The organism is Aerococcus sp. 150760013-2 (genome assembly GCF_053627715.1).
Window position 1 is genome coordinate 148,398 of record NZ_JBSEYI010000001.1, and the last position, 18,872, is coordinate 167,269.

Genomic DNA, 18,872 nt, shown 5'->3' on the forward strand with positions numbered 1-18,872 from the left:
GTGCTTATTCAAATTCACCTTTCACAAATTGTGAATTATAAAGATTATAGTAGAATCCTTCTTGAGCTAGTAATTCCTCGTGGTTACCTGTTTCAATGACGTCACCATGGTTCAATACAATAATGTTATCTGCATCTTGAATGGTTGATAAACGGTGGGCAACAACAAATGAAGTCCTTCCTTCAAGTAATTGATTCATGGCATTTTGAATGAGTTTTTCTGTACGCGTATCAATTGACGATGTCGCTTCATCCAAGATTAAAATCTCTGGATCAGACATAAAGGCCCGAGCAATCGTCACTAATTGACGTTGACCTTGGGAAATATTAGAACCATCTTGGTTGATAATGGTGTCATATCCATCTGGCAAGGTCCGTACAAAGTCATCTACATGGGCAGCTTTTGCGGCACGAATCACTTCATCACGGGTCACATTTGGATTGTTTGACCCGTAAGCAATGTTGTCTGCAATAGACCCATTAAATAGCCAAGTATCTTGCAATACCATACCCATTCGTGAACGTAATTCTTCTTGGTCAATATCTCTTGTATCTACACCGTCATATTTAATAGAGCCACCAGAAATATTATAGAACCGTTCGATTAAGTTAATTATGGTTGATTTACCGGCCCCTGTAGGTCCTACAATTGCCACCATTTGACCTGGTTCAACGGTTAGGTTGAAGTCAGTCATTAGTAGGTTCTCTTCGCCTGGTTGATAACCAAATTGGACGTGGTCGAAAATCATCTTATAGTCTGTTTCAATAGCTGGTTGACCAGAAGTCACTTCTTCCATTTCTTCAACGTCAAGGAATTCAAAAATACGTTCGATAGACGCTACCATACGTTGTAATTGGTTTATCATGTTAGCCGTTTGTTTTAGGGGCTCTGATAGGATCCCTGCGTATTGTAGCATGGCTTGAACGTCACCAATTACCATAGTACCGTTAGCCACTGAGAAACCACCGACGATAGCTACCGCTACGTAACCAAAGTTTTTCGCCAAGTTCATCAACGGCATTAAGATACCCGAAATGAATTGGGCTTTCCAAGAAACCGCATAGTATTCTGCTGATTTCTCTTCAAACTGAGCAATTTTACCTTCATTTTGGTTGAAAGCATTATTTTCAATTTGACCAGAATAGTTTTCTTCGATATATGCATTCATATTCCCTTGCACCCTTTGTTGGGTGGCGAATAGTCTTTGCGATACCGGTGTAATAGACAGCATAACAATTGTAGATAATAAAATAGTTCCTGCTGCAATTAAGGTCATTTTTGAACTGATTAAGGTCATCATCACGATAGTTAGGACAAATTGCGTACTAGACATCAAGACCTGTTGCAAGGTTTGTTGTAGTGACATAGCAATCGCTTCAACATCATTAATGGCACGTGACATGATTTCACCATTTGGCGTTGAATCTAAGAATGAGATCGGCAGACGGTTTAATTTCGCCCGCATATCATTTCTTAAGTCTTCAATCACGCGTTGGGCAGTACGGCTTAATAAAGCTCCTTGTAAGAAGTTAAATAAGGCACTAATTAAGTAGAAAGTAACTACTTTAGTTAAGATTTTTACTAACCTAGCATAATCAATGACGTACATTTGCTGTCCATCCACGTTTTGCAAGCCATTACTTACCCCATCGGTAATCAGAGTAGTTGCTTGACCTAAAATACGTGGTGACACAATTTGGAATGTGGTTGCTAGGATAATCAGTACAATAATCAATAAGAATGTCCATTTCCGACTAGCCATATATTTGATGAAGCGACCTAGGGTTGACCAAAAGTTTTTTGGTTTATGACGACGGCCTTCTAGTTTTTTTCTTTTATTCGCCATTAGTTCGCCCCCTTAATTTGTGATTCGACAATTTCTCGGTAGATGTCATTTGCCATCAATTCATCATGGCTACCAATACCTGAAATTTCACCCTTATCAAGGACCACAATCGTATCTGCATCACGAATAGTTGAAACACGTTGTGCAATAATAATTGTTGCCGCATTTTCAGTCACTTCTTTTAAAGCGCCTCGTAAATTACGGTCAGTGGTGTAGTCTAAGGCTGAGAATGAGTCATCGAAAAGATAAATGTTTGCTTGTTTGACGATGGCACGGGCAATACAAAGTCTTTGTTTTTGTCCACCTGAGAAGTTATTCCCACCTTGAGCCACGTGGGCATCTAAACCATCCGGCAATTCTCGAACGAATGATTCAGATTGGGCAATGCGTAATGCATACCAAAGTTCTTCATCGCTAGCGTCACCGTTACCATACTTCAAGTTTTCACGAATGGTCCCTGAGAATAAGTTGGCTTTTTGCGGTACATAGCCGATCAAATCACGCAAATTATTCAATGATAAGTCGCGCACATCAGTACCGTTGACTTTAACAGCACCCTTAGTTACGTCTGAAAAACGTAAGAGTAAGTTGGCAATCGTCGTTTTTCCAGAACCAGTACCCCCAATAATGGCTAAGGTTTGTCCTGGTTTCACTTGGAAGTTGATGTCGTCCACTACATTATGCTCTGCGTTACCAAATCTAAAGGCAACGTCTTCGAATGTCACTTCACCTGGTGCTTGACGGTCAATAGATACTGGGTTTTCAGGTGAATGAATAGCGATTTCAGTATCCAAAATTTCATTGATCCGTTGAGCGGACACTTGGGCACGCGGTAAAATCACGAAAATCATCCCTAACATCATAAATGAGAACATGATAATGAATGAATAGTTCACGAATGAAAGGATGACCCCAACACTTAGATTTTGAGCGGCCACTAAATGGGCACCGCGCCATGATAAAGTAATGTTTGTTAGTGATAGAATTGTTGTCATGATAGGCATTAAAAAAGACATCCGGAACATCGCTTTAATCGCTGTATCCGCATAATCTTTATTGGCTTCAGCAAATCTTGCTACTTCAAAATCTGATTTGTTAAAGGCTCTTACAACACGTACACCTGTCAATCCTTCTCGGAAAATAAGGTTCAAATCATCAACCTTATTTTGCATGGATTTAAAATATGGTGACACAATGCGTAAAATAATAAAAATTAACAAGGCTAATACTGGACCTGAGACTGCATAAACTAAACTCAATTCTGGACTAGCTAATACGGCCATCACGACAGCTGCTAGTAGCATGGCTGGCGAAAGTAAGACCATACGCATAATCATCATAACAGTCACTTCAACCTGTTGAATATCGTTTGAAGAACGCGTAATCAATGAGGCCTCACCATAGGTCCCCATATTTTCTTTTGAAAACTGCAAAACTTTTGTATAAATTTCATTACGCAATTTTCTACCCAAGTTTTGGCTGGTACGGGCAGAAATATATACTGAAATCCCTGCAGAAATGATGACTAAGATGGTAATCAAGATCATCTGACCACCAATCCTATAGATAGCCTGCATGTCTCCTGCCGCAACACCCTCGTCGATAATGCGAGCGGTCTGCGTTGGCAATAATAATTCCCCAATGGCCTGTGTTAAGGCAAAGACAATTGCCCCGAACATAGCCCAAAAGGGAATTCGTTTAATTAAACGCCACATCTAATTCCTCCTTTTATGTTTTATAATGTAAACAATGCGAATATTGCTTCAAGAGGGCATTATACGCCCTTTTATCTCAATACACAAATAAAAATTACTTGCCGGGTGTATCCTCTAAAATGGCGTCTTCTAAGATGCCTTCTTCTTCTAAATATAAGCCGGAAACCCTTTTATACCAAGCAAAGAAGTGGCTAAACATGACTTTGATGACAGCGTAAATTGGAATGACGAATATAACCCCCGCAACCCCAAAAATTGATCCGGCTGAGATTAATAAAAGCATGATAGTGACCGGGTGAATAGCCATATTAGACCCCAAAACTTGTGGTGAAATCACACGACTTTCAATCGTCTGCTCAATAGCGAATACGATCAAGACTTTTACAATCATCATTGGCCCCATTACAATCGCGACAATAATGGCTGGCACCATGGCTATGAATGACCCTATATAAGGGATGATATTTAGGAAACCTGCAGCAACCCCAATAATTACCCCATAAGGTAGTCCAACAATTGAGTAACCAACTACAAACATAATCGCCACCCCAATCGCGACAATAATTTGCCCACGGATATATTGGCTAATTTGTAAGTTCATATCGCTTAATAGGTGTAAAGTCGACTTACGAATTTTAATAGGCAGAAATTGTGCGAAATATGTCGGCAATTTGTGGCCGTCGCGTAACATGTAGAATAAGATAATCGGCGCGGTAAAAATAGCTACTGTTACCCTGGTCACTGTCCCTACGATAGACGAGACACTTGTGATTGCTGAATTGGCAATACTCTCCCAATTAAATGATGACAGGTCTAATACATTATTCATGGATGATTGGACCACCATGTTCACTTGGTCGTACCAATCCCCACGAATCAAGGTTTGTAAGCGACTTTGATAGTCTGTCCAAATAGTATCCCAGTTATTGATCAAATTACGCCCTTCATCCGCTACTGTTGGGATCAAGGCGACAAGGCCTGTAACGACCACCGCAATCAGTAGTAAAACGATTGCTGACCCCCAAGTTCGGTTTAGTCCCCCTTTTTCGATTTGATTCACTAAAGGTACTGTCAAATAGTAGAAAATGGCTGCTGCGACAATAGGTAGTGAAACATATTGGATAAAGGAAACGGCGGGGTCTAAAAGGTATGATACTCGGGTAAATAAGCTCACGAAAATGACAATTAAAATACCGACCATCAAGGCGCCAGTATATCGATTATTTAAAATATATTTGAAAAACCAGGATTTTGAAAAATCTGTCTGGTTTTTCGTTGATGGTGTTTCTTCTGGATTGATTTTATCGTTCATGACGTCCCCTCCTGTACTGCATACGTCTATTATATCAAATATTTCTTCCTATATATATGTGCCTAAACAATCAAAGTATATCCATTTTTGATGTTAATAAGAGCGTTTTCTTGTATAATGAGATTATCTTAAGAAAGAAGGGATTTTTATTATGGAAACGATTTATGTATCTGGTTATACGCGTGAAGACAATAAGGGTATTCATACCTTAAAGCTAAATGCTGATAAGAAAGCTTTTGAAGCAAGTGAATTGATTATTGAAGAAAACAACCCTACTTACATTACTTTATCTAAAGACGGCAAACACCTATTTACTTTAAGTGACGGTGATGAGCCTGGTGTTGCCCACTACGAAAATAATGATGGTCAATTTGCCTTTAAAGACCGTGTGAAAGTATTTAACGAAAATGGTTGTTACTTAACATATGATGAAAAAGCAAATGTTCTTTATAACGCTAACTACAAAAAAGGTGAATTAGCCGTGATTAAAGTCAACGAAGACGGTACATTGACTGTGACGGATGTTATCCGACATACTTCACCAGTTGGCCCACATGAAAATCAAGACTTTGCCCATGCCCACTTTATCCATCCAACAAATGACCACAAATACATTCTTTCCTGTGATTTAGGAACTGATGAAGTTCACACTTATACACTTAATGATGATAACAAATTAGCTGAAGTGAGTGTATACAAAGCAGCTCCAGGTACTGGACCACGTCACCTTGCCTTCCACCATTCAGAACCAATCGTTTACCTTTTAGGGGAATTGGACTACACAGTTGAAGTATTAAACATTCAAGAAGATGGTTCCTTAGTTGCTGGTAACCGTTATGACACGATTCCAAGCGATTGGACTGAATTCAACTCATCAGCAGCGATTCGTTTATCAAGTGACAACAAGTTCTTATACGTTTCAAACCGTGGTCACAACTCAATTACTGTTTTTGAAGTTTCAGCAGATGGTCAAAGTTTAACTGAAATTCAAAACATTTCAACTGAAGGCGATTTCCCGCGTGACTTCAATTTCAATGCAGATGAATCATTTGTCATCGTTGGTCACCAATTCCAACCACAAATTTCATTATTTACCCGTGATCAAGCAAGTGGCTTATTAACCTACGTTGATAATACCAGCATTAACGAAATTGTTTGTGTAACACCAGTTTAAAGGAGTTTAACCATTCATGTATCATTTAGCAGCCAGTCAAATGGACGAAAAGCTACAATATAAATTGCTATCTGGTGCCATTGTACCCCGACCAATTGGTTGGATTACTAGTGAGAACACGGAAACGGGTGTCATCAATTTGGCGCCCTTTTCTTTTACTAGTGGTGCCGGGCAAAAGATGCCCTTGATTTCAATGGCTATTCTTCGGAAAGAAGATTTTTCAATTAAAGATACCGCCCGCAATTTATTAGACCATCCTGAAGGTGTAGTGAATATTGTCAGCAAGTCTTTCATTGATAAAATGAACGCTACCGCTGCCAAAGTTTCAGCAGACGTCAGTGAATTGACCCTAGCAGACATTCAAACGGTTAATTCTAAGACTGTGAGCCCACCAGGTGTGGCCGATGCTTTAATTCGCCTTGAAGTGAAAGTCTACCAGTATATACCCATCCGTGACCGCGAGGACCGTATCATCACTGATATGTTCATCCTTGAAATTACCGATTATCATTTGGATGAATCTGTATATGACGAGGAAAAAGGCTACGTCTTGTACGAAGCCTTAGACCCTGTTGCCAGATTAGCAGGCAACTTGTATACAGATATCACAAAACCTTATGTATTAGAACGACCGGAATAAATAAAAAAAGGATTTGGCAGCGGCCAAATCCTTTTTGTTTATTCTAAAATTTGAATAGATGCTTGATAATTTTTCTATTTCGATTGAACAAAGGTTTTCCCTAAGGCTTTTGGCGCTTGGGCTTTACCAATGAATACAACTAATACGATGATCGTAAAAATGTAAGGAGCAATATCTAAGTAAACTGATGGTACATCTTGAATAATCGGGATGTAGTTTGCTGTTACCGATAAGCTTTGCGCGAATCCAAAGAATATTGCAGCAAGTAGTGCACCGACTGGATGCCATTTACCAAAAACCATTGCCGCCATGGCCATGAATCCTTGGCCTGCTACGGTAATTACAGAAAATTCATTCTGTACGGCCTGTGCTTGAACTGCCCCACCGATACCGCCAAGGAGTCCAGAAATCAAAACGCCGGCGTATTTCATTGCGTTTACGTTAATACCAAGTGTTTCAGCCGCTTCTGGGTGCTCGCCGACTGAACGTAGGCGTAAACCAAAACGGGTTTTGAATAAGACAAACCAAGCGATTACAGCGAATAGGATACCTAGATAGGCTGGACCGGAAGTATTTTGGAAGAAAATTGGTCCAATAACTGGGATGTTATTCAAACCTAAAATATTATAGGTCACAAAAGGTTTCGCTAATGGACCTGTTTGCGCTGCCCCATAAATTGCTCTCACTAAGAAAACAGATAACCCAGGAGCCGCTAAATTCAATACTGTACCGGAAATGGTTTGATTGGCGCGGAAGTTTATAGATGAGACGGCATGGATTCCTGAATAGATCAAGCCGACTAGTCCACCCACTAAAAGACCAACCCAAGGTGTCATGGCCCCGAAAGTGCCTGACATGGCGATATTGAAAACGGCTGAAGCAAAGGCGCCCATTACCATAATCCCTTCCAAACCAATGTTCACCACACCTGACCGTTCAGAGAAGGCACCACCGATTGCGGTAAACATAAGGGGTGCTGCGTACATTAATGTTGAAGACACAATTAATTGTAAAATAGTAGAAAAGTCCATTATTGTTCCCCCTCCACTGTCGATTTTTTACTCTTACCGAATTTATCTATTGCATATGAAATGATATAAGATGAACCGATAAAGAAGATGATAGCAGCTGTAATAACACTCGCCAATTCATCCGGTACACCGGCACGGTTTGGCATAAATGAAGCCCCAATATTCAAGATACCGAATAAGATAGAAGCTAGAAAAGTCCCGACTGGCGTCCCCATTCCAAGCAAGCCAACGGCAATTCCGTTAAACCCTTCAGATGGTAGAGATGTTAGTGTATACAAGTTACCAAAAGTCCCGATACCATGGATGACGCCCGCTAAACCAGCCAAACCACCAGATAAGAAGATGGCTAAGACGATATTTTTCTCCACGTGAATACCTGCATATTCCGCTGCATTTTTATTTAATCCAACGGCCTTTAATTCAAAGCCCATAGTTGTATGTTTCATCACAAATCCGTATAGAATAACCATGATGATAGCAATAAAAATCCCCATATTTAAACGAGACCCACCTGTTAATGTTGAGATAAAACCTAAAGCTAAGGAAGCATTCTCGCCAACTTTATCAGTCATATTCCCTGACCCTAGCACCTCACGAATAAGGTAATTGGTCGTATACAAGATGATATAGTTCAACATAATCGTCACAACAACTTCATTTGTCCCTAAGTATGCGCGCAAAACACCAGCAATTGAGGCGTATAAGGCACCAGATAAGGTCCCAATAAGGAGGATTGCAGGTACCATAATCATTTGCGGTAAATCTGGAAAGGCCAGGGCGAAAGCTACTGATGATAACCACCCGGCTAATAATTGACCCGATAAACCAATATTAAAGAAACCTGATTGGTAAGCGACATTAAAGGCTAAACCAGTTAACGTTAACACTGTTGCTTGTCTTAAGACTTCACCAATGAAGTATGGGCTAGATAGAACAGTCATGATCATGGCATCGTAGGCAGCAATTGGATTGTAGCCGAAAAATAACATGATTAAGGCGCCTAGAATAAAGCCGCTTAAAATAGAAATCACTGGAATAGCCAATTTTTCAACCAGCGTATTTGTCTTAAATGCTTTCAACTGGTTCACCCCCTTCCGCTATTGTATCTTGACCGACTGGATGTAAGACGCTTTGCACGCGTGCTTCTTCTAAGCTTACACCCGCCATTAATAGACCCAATTCCGTTTCATTCGTATCGTCAGCATCGACGATGGCATTTATTTTACCGTCATGCATCACTGCAATGCGGTCAGCAACACCCATAATTTCGTCTAGTTCAAAACTCATTAACAATACACTCTTCCCTGCGTCTCTATGTTGTACTACCCGGTCGTGCACAAACTCAATCGCCCCTACGTCCAAACCACGAGTCGGTTGAGCTGCGATTAATAAGTCTGGATTTCGGTCTATTTCACGCGCGATAATTACCTTCTGTTGGTTACCACCAGATAAGGCACCTGCTAGCGTTGCTTCACTTTCGGTTCTCACGTCAAACTCATCGATGAGAATTTTGGCATGGTCATTGATGAAATTGTGGTTTAAGAGCCCATTTTTTGAGAAAGGTTTTTGGTAATAAGACTGCATAGCCATATTCTCTGCAATCGATAATTCAAGGAATAAACCATGTTTTTGCCGGTCTTCAGGGATATGTCCTAATCCAGCTTCTGTAATCTTACGTGGACGCTTGTTGGTCACATCTTTACCAGCTAAAGTCACCTTTCCTGACACCACTTTTCTTAAACCTGAAATCGCTTGGATTAATTCAGTTTGTCCGTTACCATCGATTCCAGCAATGCCTAAAACTTCACCTGCCCGCACCCCAAAATCTACAGATTTCACTGCCTGTAAGCCCCTAGATTCATTGACCACTAAATCATTGACCTGCAAAATAATTTCGCCTGTCTCAGCTGGCTTTTTCTCAACTTTGAAATTCACATGACGTCCAACCATCATGTCCGCCAACTCTTGCTTGTTGGTGTTTGCAACATCAACCGTATCAATACTTTGACCGCGACGAATTACTGTACAACGATCAGCAACTGAGGTGATTTCATCTAATTTATGGGTAATCAAAATAATGGATTTGCCTTCAAGCGTCATAGCTTTCATAATGTGCATCAATTCTTCGATTTCTTGAGGGGTCAATACAGCAGTCGGTTCATCAAAAATTAAAATATCAGCCCCACGGTATAGCGCCTTAATGATTTCAACTCTTTGTTGTTGACCAACAGAAATATCCTGTACGTAAGCATCTGGATCAACGGCTAAATGGTATTGGCTAGATAACTCTTTGATTTTTGTATAAGCTGCATTCTCGTCAAGGTATCCAAATTTTGTAGATTCTTTACCAAGCATAATATTTTCGGCTACTGTAAATTTATCAATCAACATGAAATGTTGGTGAACCATACCGATACCTAATTTATTGGCATGGTCAGGTGAACTGATGACTGCCGCTTGACCGTTCACCAAAATCTCGCCAGATGTTGGTGCTAGTAAACCGGACAAAATATTCATCAAGGTCGATTTTCCGGCCCCGTTTTCCCCTAGTAAGGCATGAACTTCACCTTTTTTTAAATTGAAATTGATATTATCGTTGGCTTTGTATGTACCAAATATTTTTGTAATATCACGCATTTCAATGACATTTTCATTTTGCATGTCTATCTTCCTCTTTTCTAACTTAGACGCCTATCCAAATTAAAAGCGTCAGCCAATTTGACTGACGCAGTTTACTTTTCTATACCCGCTTACTCTGCTGAATAAGAGAATTCTGGAACGTCAATTTCACCATCAATGATTGATTGTTTCGCTTCTTCAATTGTTGCCCAAGTTTCATCATCAAGGTTACCTCTTGTGATATCAACTGTTTGATCTGCTAAACCATATTCTACCAACTCGCCACCTGGGAATTCAGTATCCATTGTTTGCTCAGTAATGGCAACGATAGCAGAACCAGTATCTTTGATTGTAGAAGTTAAGGTAAAGTTACCACCTGACCATTCACCTTCTTCAGTTTGGTCACGGTCAACACCGATTACCCAGATATTTGCTTCGCTATCTGCTTCAAGACGGTTACGTGCCTCAGTGAAAACACCATTACCTGAACCACCAGCAGCAGTATAGATGACATCTGCGCCACTTGTATACATTGCATTGGCAATTTGTTGACCTGTTGCAGCATCACCGAATGATTCAACATACTGTGCATCTACTTCAATTGATTCGTCTACAGAAGCAACACCAGCTTTAAAACCAGTTTCAAAACGGTCAATACCCGGTGTTTTCATTCCACCTACAAAGCCGACTTTTCCAGTTTCAGACGTTGTTGCTGCTGCGATACCTGCTAGGAAGGCAGATTCTTGGTCTTTAAAAGTCATTGATACAACGTTTGGTTGGTCTACTTGTCCATCAATAAAGGCAAATTGTTGGTCTGGATTAGCAGGTGCTACTTCATTAAAAGTATCTTCTAACATGAAGCCCATACCGAAGATGATGTCATAACCATCTGCAATCGCAGTATTGAAGTTTGGTACGAAATCAGATGAATCTGTTGATTCGTAATATTGTACTTTATTGCCAGTTTCTTCTGACCAAGCTTGCATACCTTCCCAAGCTGATTGGTTAAATGAACGGTCATCAACCCCACCTTCATCTGTGATCATACCAATAGCGTAATCACCAGTAGCTTCAGATGTTGCTTGAGAATCTGATTCACTAGATGTATCAGTTCCAGCATTTTGCCCTTGACATGCTGCTAAAGCAAAAACAGAACCAGCTAATAAAACGATATTTTTGAATTTTGTAGACATGTTTCTCCTCCAATAAACGAATGTTATATTTTTAAAAGTTTTTAATGTTCGTTTCTTACAAGAATTATATTACGTTATAAATCAGAAAAAGTAAAGTTATTTTATAAAAATAGTTCGTATTTTTAATCATTTTTCTCACTTTGCAATTTTAACGTATCGTTGTAATCGTTTCAAAAACGAACGTTTTTCTAATAATCTTGGAGTGACTTGTGAAAACATTGCTATCACAATACTTTCGCTATTTTTCAGATAACAAAAAAAGCCGAGGCATATAGGCCCCGACCTTGATTTGAATAAATATTCGTATTTAAACTAGCTGTTTGCTGTTACCGAACCTACTTCTGCACTATGTTTAACTTGGCCAGATCCAGTTAATTGTAAGTTAGAAAAGTCTTCTAAATTAGTGAATACGACAACGATTGATTTTCCTTTACCTGCAGATGCTAATTGGTCTAAATCAACTGTGGCGACTTGGGTACCGGCACTAACTTGGTCTCCCTCAGCTACCGTGACATTAAATGGTGCACCATCTAATTCAACAGTATCAATACCCATATGAACTAAAACTTCTACATCATCATCTGTTTTAATATAGATAGCATGTTTAGTTGGAAAAATACTCATTACAGTACCTGCAACTGGTGCATAAACGTCACCTATTTCAGGTTCTACAGCATAACCGTCACCCATCATTTTTTGCGAAAATACAGGATCATCTACTTGATCGATAGATTTAAATTCGCCCGTTGCAGGAGCAAATAAAGTTTCTGCTACTTGAGAACTACTCGGTTGTTTTGTAGTTTCCTTCTTCTTATCTTTTTTAAAAAAATCAAACATATCGCTCGCTCCTTAAGTATTCATTTTATTGACTACTTTAATCATATCACATTCGTAAAAATAATGACAATCTATCCCAGAAGCGATTTCACAGATTTCAAATATAAAGACTTTTTAAAGTTATGATGGTTCTTTGTTTTCTTTCTTGTTTTCATTTATAATGAAATGAGAAATTATTTTATTTTGAATGAAGGGAAATTGATAAATGTTAGATACATTAAAGGTCATTTTATTTGGTATCGTTGAGGGGATTACCGAATGGTTACCGATTTCATCAACTGGACACATGATTCTTCTTGAAGAATTCATTACATTAAATGCACGCCGAGAATTTTGGGATATCTTCTTGGTTGTTATCCAGCTAGGCGCAATTTTAGCCGTTGTATGGATTAACTTCAACCAATTAAATCCATTCGCACCAAGCAAATCCAAAGCAGAAAAAGAGGAAACTTGGATGACTTGGTTTAAAGTAATCGTTGGGTGTCTTCCAGCTGCTATTGCCGGCCTACTATTAGACTCCTGGATGGAAGCAAACTTAATGAATTGGTTTGTTGTTTCAGTTACGTTAATTGTCTACGGTATTTGGTTTATCTGGATTGAAAATCGTAACAAAAACAGACAAGTAAAAATCAACTCTATGGCAGAAATGACATATATGGACGCCTTCAAAATTGGTTTGTTCCAAGTATTGGCACTAGTTCCTGGTACATCTCGTTCAGGTTCAACCATCTTGGGAGCAACAATCGTTGGTACGTCCAGACCATTAGCAGCCAACTTCTCATTCTTTATGAGTATTCCAATTATGTTCGGTGCTTCAGCACTAAAATTGGTCAAAGCTTTCTTAGATGGTTTCGTATTCACAGGTACAGAAATCTGGCTATTACTAGTTGGTATGGTTGTAGCATTTGTCATTTCAGTCTTAACTATTAAACTGTTCTTGAAATACATTAAAACTAATGACTTCAAGGTATTCGGTTGGTACCGTATAGTCCTTGGTATTGTGGTTATCTTGTACTTCTTACTATTTAATTCATAATATTCGGATTTTTATTCAAATGAAAAGGAGTGGCCTGGCCACTCCTTTTTCGTACGTATTGAATTTTAGTTGAAAAATTCATTGTAGATGGCGCGAACAGCGTCATCTTCCCTTTCTTCAATAATGCCAAACATAATAGAAATCTCAGATGAACCTTGGTTGATCATCTCCAAGTTGATCCCAGCTTCTGACAAGGCCTTTGTTGCACGGGCAGTATTCCCGATATTTTCAATCATACCTTCCCCTACTAACATCACTAAGCTTAGGTTGTCGCGTTTTTCAATAGAATCCGCAGCTGTTTCAGCTTTGATTTCAGCAACCATTTCATCAAATTCTTTTTTCGATAAGGCATCTTCTTTAAAAATAACATCGATGTCATCGATACCAGATACGATATGTTCGAATGAAACGCCATATTTTTCAAGGACAGATAAGACGCGACGAACGAAGCCAACCTCCCTATTCATCATATATTTTTTAATGTACACAGAGGCAAATCCGCTTGTTGATGCAATACCTGAAATCGCTAGGTTATTTTTTGGGCGTGTTCGGGTAATAAATGTACCCGGTGCTTGTGGTTCATTAGTATTTTTTACCGCTACAGGAATATCAGCGATGAATGCTGGTTGCAGCGCTTCATCATGGAAAACGGAGAATCCAGCGTAAGATAATTCACGCATTTCTGAATATGTCAGCTGCTCAATCGCGACAGGATTATGGACTACTCCAGGATTTGCGGCATAAATAGACGAAACGTCGGTAAAGTTTTCATACATTGAAGCTTTGACCCCGTTTGCCACAATCGCACCAGTAATATCAGACCCCCCGCGAGAGAATGTCACTAATTTCCCATCTTTCGTGTAACCGAAGAAACCAGGGATGACGATGATACCATCACGTTCGCGTAATTTATATAAATTTTGGTAAGACTCTGGTAAGACCCGCGCTTGACCAGGATTATCTGATAAGAACAAGCCTGCATCTTGAGGATTTAAGTAAGAGGCCTCATAACCTAATCCAGAGAAATAAGCGGCGATTAATTGCGCATTTGCGTCTTCACCAAAGGCTTTAATCGCATCCACAAAATAAGCTGGCTGGTCTGTGATATCCGAACTAATTAATTCATTTAATTGGTTGGAAATGTCATCAATAATGGCTAGATCCATTTCTAACCCTTCAGCTGTATCTCTAAAGCGTTCTACGATTTTATTAAAAGTAGCTGATGCATTATCACTATCGTGTAAGGTTTCAGCAGCCAAGTCGATTAACAAATCGGTCACCTTGATATCATCCTTATCCCGTTTACCAGGCGCGGAAACAATCACCACTTTACGGTCAGCGTCACCAATTACAATATCTTTCACTTTCACCAGTTGCTCAGCTGATGCAACTGATGAACCTCCAAATTTTACTACTTTCATCTTTTCATTTCATTCCAATCCAATTTTAATGTATTATGAGCTATCTTATCATAAAAATGAGGCTCTATACAATAGGAAAAGAGGTTGAAACCTATGTGTCTCAACCTCAGTAATCGTCTTATGTAAAGAAGATATTCAATTTACCAAAATAATTGGCTAGCAAGCTTAAATCATTTTCCGAAATTATAACAAGTCTTCATATAAACGGATATACTCCTTAGCCGGTTCAGTCCAGCTAAAGTCTGTCGCCATGGCTTGGTGAATCAATTGGAACCATACATCCGGTTGGTTTTCGTAAATATCCAAGGCATATTGGATAATATGGGCGAAAACATCCCCAGTAAAGATGTTAAATGAGAAGCCGTTACCTTCACCAGTATATTGATTGTATGATTGAACGGTATCTGATAAGCCACCTGTTTCATGGACAATTGGTATAGTACCGTAACGCATGGCAATCATTTGTGATAAGCCACACGGTTCAAATGCACTAGGCATCAAGAACATATCAGAACCTGCATAAATTTGCTGGGCTAATTCGACATCAAAATCGATATACGCGCAGAATTCCCCAGGATACTTCCATTCAAAATAACGGAATGAGTTCTCAAACGCTTCATCACCGGTACCCAACACAACAATTTGAATATTGAAATTCGTGAGTAGATATTCAGCTTTTTCTTGTAACAACTGCATACCCTTTTGATCAGTCAATCTGGTAACTACCCCAAGTAAAGCAACATCCGGGTCTACACTTAGGCCAACTCGTTCCTGTAAGGCTCGTTTATTGGCTGCTTTACCAGTTTGAACTGTTGCTGCATCATAATTTTCAACTAAATTAGGATCCGTCTCTGGATTGTTTTGTTCATAATCTATCCCATTAATGATGCCTGATAACTTCCAAGCATTATAACGTAATTCACCGTCTAGTTTTTCACCAAATTCAGGTGTTTGAATTTCGCGGGCATAATTCGGACTAACCGTTGTTACCTTGTCAGAGAAATTAATACCGCCCTTAAGATAGTTTACTTGGCCTTCCTTTTTAACCCCATTTTCATGGTATAAAGCATAGGTGGTGTTAAAAATATCTTTTAAGACAGATTCATTTTGCCAACCTTGGAAACGAATGTTATGGATAGTTAGTACTTTGCGGATATTTCGGTAGCTATCTACCCAATGGTATCGATCCACTAATAAGGCAGGAATCATGGCTGTTTGCCAGTCATTTACATGAATGATGTCTGGTATAAAATCCACTTTTTCCATCATTTCAATCACTGCGATATCAAAAAATCCAAACCGTTCTCCATCGTCATTTTGGCCGTACAATTGGTCTCGGTCAAAATACGCTAAATTATCAATAAAGTAATACTGAACGCCACCAAGTGTTAGCGTCTTTACCCCTACATAGGCTGATTTATAACCTAATTCAACTCTAAAATGGGTGATTTCAATCAGTTGCTCCTTGAATCTTTCAGGCATTTGCGTGTAATACGGCAATACTACTCTGATGTCAACACCTTGTTTGCGCAATTCCTTTGGCAAGGCATAGGCAACATCACCAAGTCCACCCGTTTTGAAGAACGGCGCACCCTCAGCGGCGACAAATAAAACTTTCATATAATCACCCTTCTCTCGTCTCTTTATCTACTACTTAAAATCCTTTGACCTTTTTAAACTTATAAGCTGGGTGTTGGAATGTCTCGTCTGATGCAGCGACATAGGTCCCTTTTGGAATCACAACAGGTTCCTCCGGTGTTCCAGTGATCACTGCACCTGGTGCTACCTCAACTTTTTTGTCTAAAATAGCATATTTTACGCTTGCACCCTTACCAATCTTCGCACTTTGGAAAATGATAGAATCTTCTACCTTAGCATTTGGCTCCACTTCCACGTTACGGAAGATATGAGAATGTTCCACTTCACCATAAATTTGGCAACCTGTACCGATTTGTGCATTAATGACATCTGCATGGCTACCATAATAAGTTGGCGAACCATTATGTGCTTTTGTTATGATAGGTTGATCATCTTGGAATAGTTGGGTAAAGTATTCACCGTTTAGCATTTGCATGCTGACATCATAGTAAGATTTTACAGAATCTACGTTACCGACGTATCCTTCATAAAGATAACCAACTGTTTTATAGTCGTCCATGTATTCAATGATAACGTCATCTAACTCTTTGTAATAGTTATTTTCTTCGGCGCGGTCAATCATTTCAAGCAACTTGTCTGTTCGAACCAGTGCCATGTTCATATCATAATTAATAGTTGCTTGAGAAATCGGTGTAATCCCTTCTTTAGAAAGGCTCTCAACATTTTGGTCATCATCTAAATGAATGATGTATTCGTTTGGATGGTATTCAATAAGTTCACGCGGTACTTCAGCGTAAACACGAACGATATCAGCATCGCAACCATCAAATTTTTCAATCACTTCATCTAGATGGACATTGGCTACTATTTTGGCACCTGAAACAAATACATACTCTGCATTTGACCGTTCAATAAATAAGTGATGGTCATCATAGAAGGGGCCTTTACGACTCGCTGCTTCATATAAAGCACGTTTATGGTTCATTTGTGAGAAGGTAAAAATCCCACCAGTGTAATTATCAAAGTTCCAGGCCTTACCTGAACGGATATGGTCATATACAGAACGACCAGTTTCAGCCATAAATAAAGCGGCAGAACGCACACCTGCGTGCGATAAACTTGATAAATAGAAGTCTAGGATACGGTAACGACAAGCGAATGGTAAGTTGGCAATTGGTCTATTGTCTGTTAAAGGCATTAAATCAGTTGTCGATTCATTCAAATTTAAGATAGCTGTAACTCTATTTTTAACCATATTAATTACCTCCAACTACTTCTTCATAACCAATAACGGCGATATTATCAGGGGTACCAATGACTTCAGACCCATCAGAAACAACGGCATCCTCACCTAAAATCGCGTATTCAATTTTGACATTTTTACCAATACTCGATCCCTTCATAATGATTGAGTTAGCAATTATCGAATCTTTCCCAACTAATACATTTGGAGAAAGGATTGAGTTTTTAATACTGCCACGTATAATACAACCATCACAAATCATGGCATTTTCAACTACAGATTCTGTCGATAAGAATTGTGGTGTGGTTATCGTATTTCTTGAGAAAATTGGCCAAGCCTTGTCGCGGATTTGTAATGGATGTTCTTGATCAAGCACTTCCATATTTGCTTCCCATAATGAGTCGATTGTACCTACGTCTTTCCAGTAACCATCGAATGAATAAGCAAACAGTTTCTCATCATTATTTAAATAAGCAGGAATAACATTTTGACCAAAGTCTTCCATGCCTTCAGGGTCTTGCGTTAAGTATTCACGTAATTTGTCCCATGTAAAAATGTAAATTCCCATTGAAGCTAAATTACTCTTTGGATTTTCTGGTTTTTCTTCAAACTCAACGATTTTTCCTTCGTCATCGGTGTTCATGATACCAAAACGAGAAGCCTCATTCATAGGTACTGGTTTAACGGCAACAGTACAATCGGCGCCATTTGCCTTATGCGCTGATAACATCGGTGCATAGTCCATTTTATAAATATGGTCTCCTGAAAGAATTAATACATATTCAGGATTTTTACTATCAATAAAAGACACATTTTGATAAATGGCATTTGCCGTACCATTAAACCATTTTTCTCCATCACTAGAAGAATAAGGTTGTAATACGAAGGCACCACCATCGCGTGTATCTAAGTCCCAAGAATCACCATTCCCAATATGGTCATTCAAAATCATCGGTTCATATTGTGTCACGACACCAACAGTTGTAATCCCAGAGTTCATACAGTTACTCAAGGTAAAATCAATAATTCGATATTTACCACCAAAAGGAACAGCTGGCTTAGCAATACTTTTTGTTAACTTTCCTAAACGAGTACCTTTACCACCGGCAAGAATCATAGCAATCATTTCATTATTTAACATAGTAGCGGAGATAAACTCCCTTCCCCCTTTTTTCATAAGGCACCCACCCAAATATGATGGGAGCA

Annotated in this window: 15 protein-coding genes; 3 read left to right on the forward strand and 12 right to left on the reverse strand. The window is 39.2% G+C overall.

The annotated features are described in order from the left end of the window. Positions 1-4: 4 nt before the first annotated feature. From ACUW85_RS00700 to ACUW85_RS00710, 3 genes are all read right to left on the reverse strand, one after another. A complete protein-coding gene (locus ACUW85_RS00700; protein WP_149314583.1) occupies positions 5-1,846 on the reverse strand; it encodes an ABC transporter ATP-binding protein in 1,842 nt (613 codons plus the stop codon). Next, positions 1,846-3,561: an ABC transporter ATP-binding protein gene (locus ACUW85_RS00705; RefSeq protein WP_149314582.1), complete on the reverse strand. Its 1,716-nt coding sequence runs from the start codon at positions 3,559-3,561 to the stop codon at positions 1,846-1,848. The genes ACUW85_RS00700 and ACUW85_RS00705 overlap by 1 nt, the downstream gene beginning before the upstream one ends. A 94-nt stretch (positions 3,562-3,655) precedes the next feature. Further along, the gene (locus ACUW85_RS00710) at positions 3,656-4,873 is read right to left on the reverse strand and encodes an AI-2E family transporter (protein ID WP_182022986.1); all 1,218 of its coding nucleotides are present in this window, start codon (positions 4,871-4,873) and stop codon (positions 3,656-3,658) included. Between the two features lie 151 nt (positions 4,874-5,024). On the opposite strand from ACUW85_RS00710, the gene ACUW85_RS00715 reads away from it, so the two are divergent. Together ACUW85_RS00715 and ACUW85_RS00720 are read left to right on the forward strand one after the other, a co-directional pair. Continuing rightward, entirely contained in the window at positions 5,025-6,047 is a 1,023-nt protein-coding gene (locus ACUW85_RS00715) for a lactonase family protein (protein ID WP_149255689.1), read from the forward strand. A 16-nt stretch (positions 6,048-6,063) separates the two neighbouring features. Continuing rightward, positions 6,064-6,687 carry a flavin reductase family protein gene (locus ACUW85_RS00720; RefSeq protein ID WP_149255690.1) on the forward strand — a complete coding sequence of 208 codons (624 nt, stop codon included), beginning with the start codon at positions 6,064-6,066 and terminating at the stop codon, positions 6,685-6,687. Between the two features lie 74 nt (positions 6,688-6,761). Here ACUW85_RS00720 and ACUW85_RS00725 read toward each other — a convergent pair whose 3' ends face one another. The 5 genes from ACUW85_RS00725 to ACUW85_RS00745 all read right to left on the reverse strand — a co-directional run bounded on the left by ACUW85_RS00725 (position 6,762) and on the right by ACUW85_RS00745 (position 12,367). Further along, positions 6,762-7,718 carry an ABC transporter permease gene (locus ACUW85_RS00725; RefSeq protein ID WP_149255691.1) on the reverse strand — a complete coding sequence of 319 codons (957 nt, stop codon included), beginning with the start codon at positions 7,716-7,718 and terminating at the stop codon, positions 6,762-6,764. Further along, positions 7,718-8,797, reverse strand: coding sequence for an ABC transporter permease (locus ACUW85_RS00730; RefSeq protein ID WP_048727468.1), 1,080 nt, complete (start codon positions 8,795-8,797; stop codon positions 7,718-7,720). The genes ACUW85_RS00725 and ACUW85_RS00730 overlap by 1 nt, the downstream gene beginning before the upstream one ends. Further along, the gene (locus ACUW85_RS00735) at positions 8,784-10,379 is read right to left on the reverse strand and encodes an ABC transporter ATP-binding protein (RefSeq protein WP_182022985.1); all 1,596 of its coding nucleotides are present in this window, start codon (positions 10,377-10,379) and stop codon (positions 8,784-8,786) included. The genes ACUW85_RS00730 and ACUW85_RS00735 overlap by 14 nt, the downstream gene beginning before the upstream one ends. 89 nt (positions 10,380-10,468) lie before the next feature. Further along, the gene (locus ACUW85_RS00740; protein WP_149314580.1) at positions 10,469-11,530 is read right to left on the reverse strand and encodes a BMP family lipoprotein; all 1,062 of its coding nucleotides are present in this window, start codon (positions 11,528-11,530) and stop codon (positions 10,469-10,471) included. A gap of 312 nt (positions 11,531-11,842) precedes the next feature. Next, positions 11,843-12,367, reverse strand: a complete 525-nt coding sequence (locus tag ACUW85_RS00745; RefSeq protein ID WP_182022984.1) for a PTS sugar transporter subunit IIA — start codon at positions 12,365-12,367, stop codon at positions 11,843-11,845. A 205-nt stretch (positions 12,368-12,572) separates the two neighbouring features. On the opposite strand from ACUW85_RS00745, the gene ACUW85_RS00750 reads away from it, so the two are divergent. Further along, positions 12,573-13,403 carry an undecaprenyl-diphosphate phosphatase gene (locus ACUW85_RS00750; RefSeq protein WP_182022983.1) on the forward strand — a complete coding sequence of 277 codons (831 nt, stop codon included), beginning with the start codon at positions 12,573-12,575 and terminating at the stop codon, positions 13,401-13,403. A gap of 65 nt (positions 13,404-13,468) precedes the next feature. On the opposite strand, the gene ACUW85_RS00755 is transcribed toward ACUW85_RS00750, so the two are convergent. From ACUW85_RS00755 to ACUW85_RS00770, 4 genes are all read right to left on the reverse strand, one after another. Beyond that, complete coding sequence (locus ACUW85_RS00755) at positions 13,469-14,824, reverse strand: aspartate kinase (protein ID WP_048727479.1); 1,356 nt, start codon at positions 14,822-14,824, stop codon at positions 13,469-13,471. 183 nt (positions 14,825-15,007) lie between these two features. Continuing rightward, the gene (glgA, locus tag ACUW85_RS00760; RefSeq protein WP_048727481.1) at positions 15,008-16,444 is read right to left on the reverse strand and encodes a glycogen synthase GlgA; all 1,437 of its coding nucleotides are present in this window, start codon (positions 16,442-16,444) and stop codon (positions 15,008-15,010) included. 34 nt (positions 16,445-16,478) lie between these two features. Next, positions 16,479-17,678, reverse strand: a complete 1,200-nt coding sequence (gene glgD / locus ACUW85_RS00765) for a glucose-1-phosphate adenylyltransferase subunit GlgD (protein ID WP_048727482.1) — start codon at positions 17,676-17,678, stop codon at positions 16,479-16,481. Position 17,679: 1 nt separating this feature from the next. Beyond that, positions 17,680-18,843: a glucose-1-phosphate adenylyltransferase gene (locus tag ACUW85_RS00770; protein WP_286163169.1), complete on the reverse strand. Its 1,164-nt coding sequence runs from the start codon at positions 18,841-18,843 to the stop codon at positions 17,680-17,682. Between the last annotated feature and the right edge of the window lie 29 nt (positions 18,844-18,872).

Excerpts from the sequence above, each read along its gene's own strand:
- glgA (WP_048727481.1), bottom strand. The coding sequence starts at position 16,444 with ATGAAAGTTTTATTTGTCGCCGCTGAGGGTGCGCCGTTCTTCAAAACG.
- ACUW85_RS00715 (WP_149255689.1), top strand. The coding sequence starts at position 5,025 with ATGGAAACGATTTATGTATCTGGTTATACGCGTGAAGACAATAAGGGT.
- ACUW85_RS00720 (WP_149255690.1), top strand. The coding sequence starts at position 6,064 with ATGTATCATTTAGCAGCCAGTCAAATGGACGAAAAGCTACAATATAAA.
- ACUW85_RS00745 (WP_182022984.1), bottom strand. The coding sequence starts at position 12,367 with ATGTTTGATTTTTTTAAAAAAGATAAGAAGAAGGAAACTACAAAACAA.
- ACUW85_RS00735 (WP_182022985.1), bottom strand. The coding sequence starts at position 10,379 with ATGCAAAATGAAAATGTCATTGAAATGCGTGATATTACAAAAATATTT.
- ACUW85_RS00710 (WP_182022986.1), bottom strand. The coding sequence starts at position 4,873 with ATGAACGATAAAATCAATCCAGAAGAAACACCATCAACGAAAAACCAG.
- ACUW85_RS00740 (WP_149314580.1), bottom strand. The coding sequence starts at position 11,530 with ATGTCTACAAAATTCAAAAATATCGTTTTATTAGCTGGTTCTGTTTTT.
- ACUW85_RS00725 (WP_149255691.1), bottom strand. The coding sequence starts at position 7,718 with ATGGACTTTTCTACTATTTTACAATTAATTGTGTCTTCAACATTAATG.
- ACUW85_RS00700 (WP_149314583.1), bottom strand. The coding sequence starts at position 1,846 with ATGGCGAATAAAAGAAAAAAACTAGAAGGCCGTCGTCATAAACCAAAA.
- ACUW85_RS00755 (WP_048727479.1), bottom strand. The coding sequence starts at position 14,824 with ATGAAAGTAGTAAAATTTGGAGGTTCATCAGTTGCATCAGCTGAGCAA.
- ACUW85_RS00750 (WP_182022983.1), top strand. The coding sequence starts at position 12,573 with ATGTTAGATACATTAAAGGTCATTTTATTTGGTATCGTTGAGGGGATT.
- glgD (WP_048727482.1), bottom strand. The coding sequence starts at position 17,678 with ATGGTTAAAAATAGAGTTACAGCTATCTTAAATTTGAATGAATCGACA.
- ACUW85_RS00770 (WP_286163169.1), bottom strand. The coding sequence starts at position 18,843 with ATGAAAAAAGGGGGAAGGGAGTTTATCTCCGCTACTATGTTAAATAAT.
- ACUW85_RS00705 (WP_149314582.1), bottom strand. The coding sequence starts at position 3,561 with ATGTGGCGTTTAATTAAACGAATTCCCTTTTGGGCTATGTTCGGGGCA.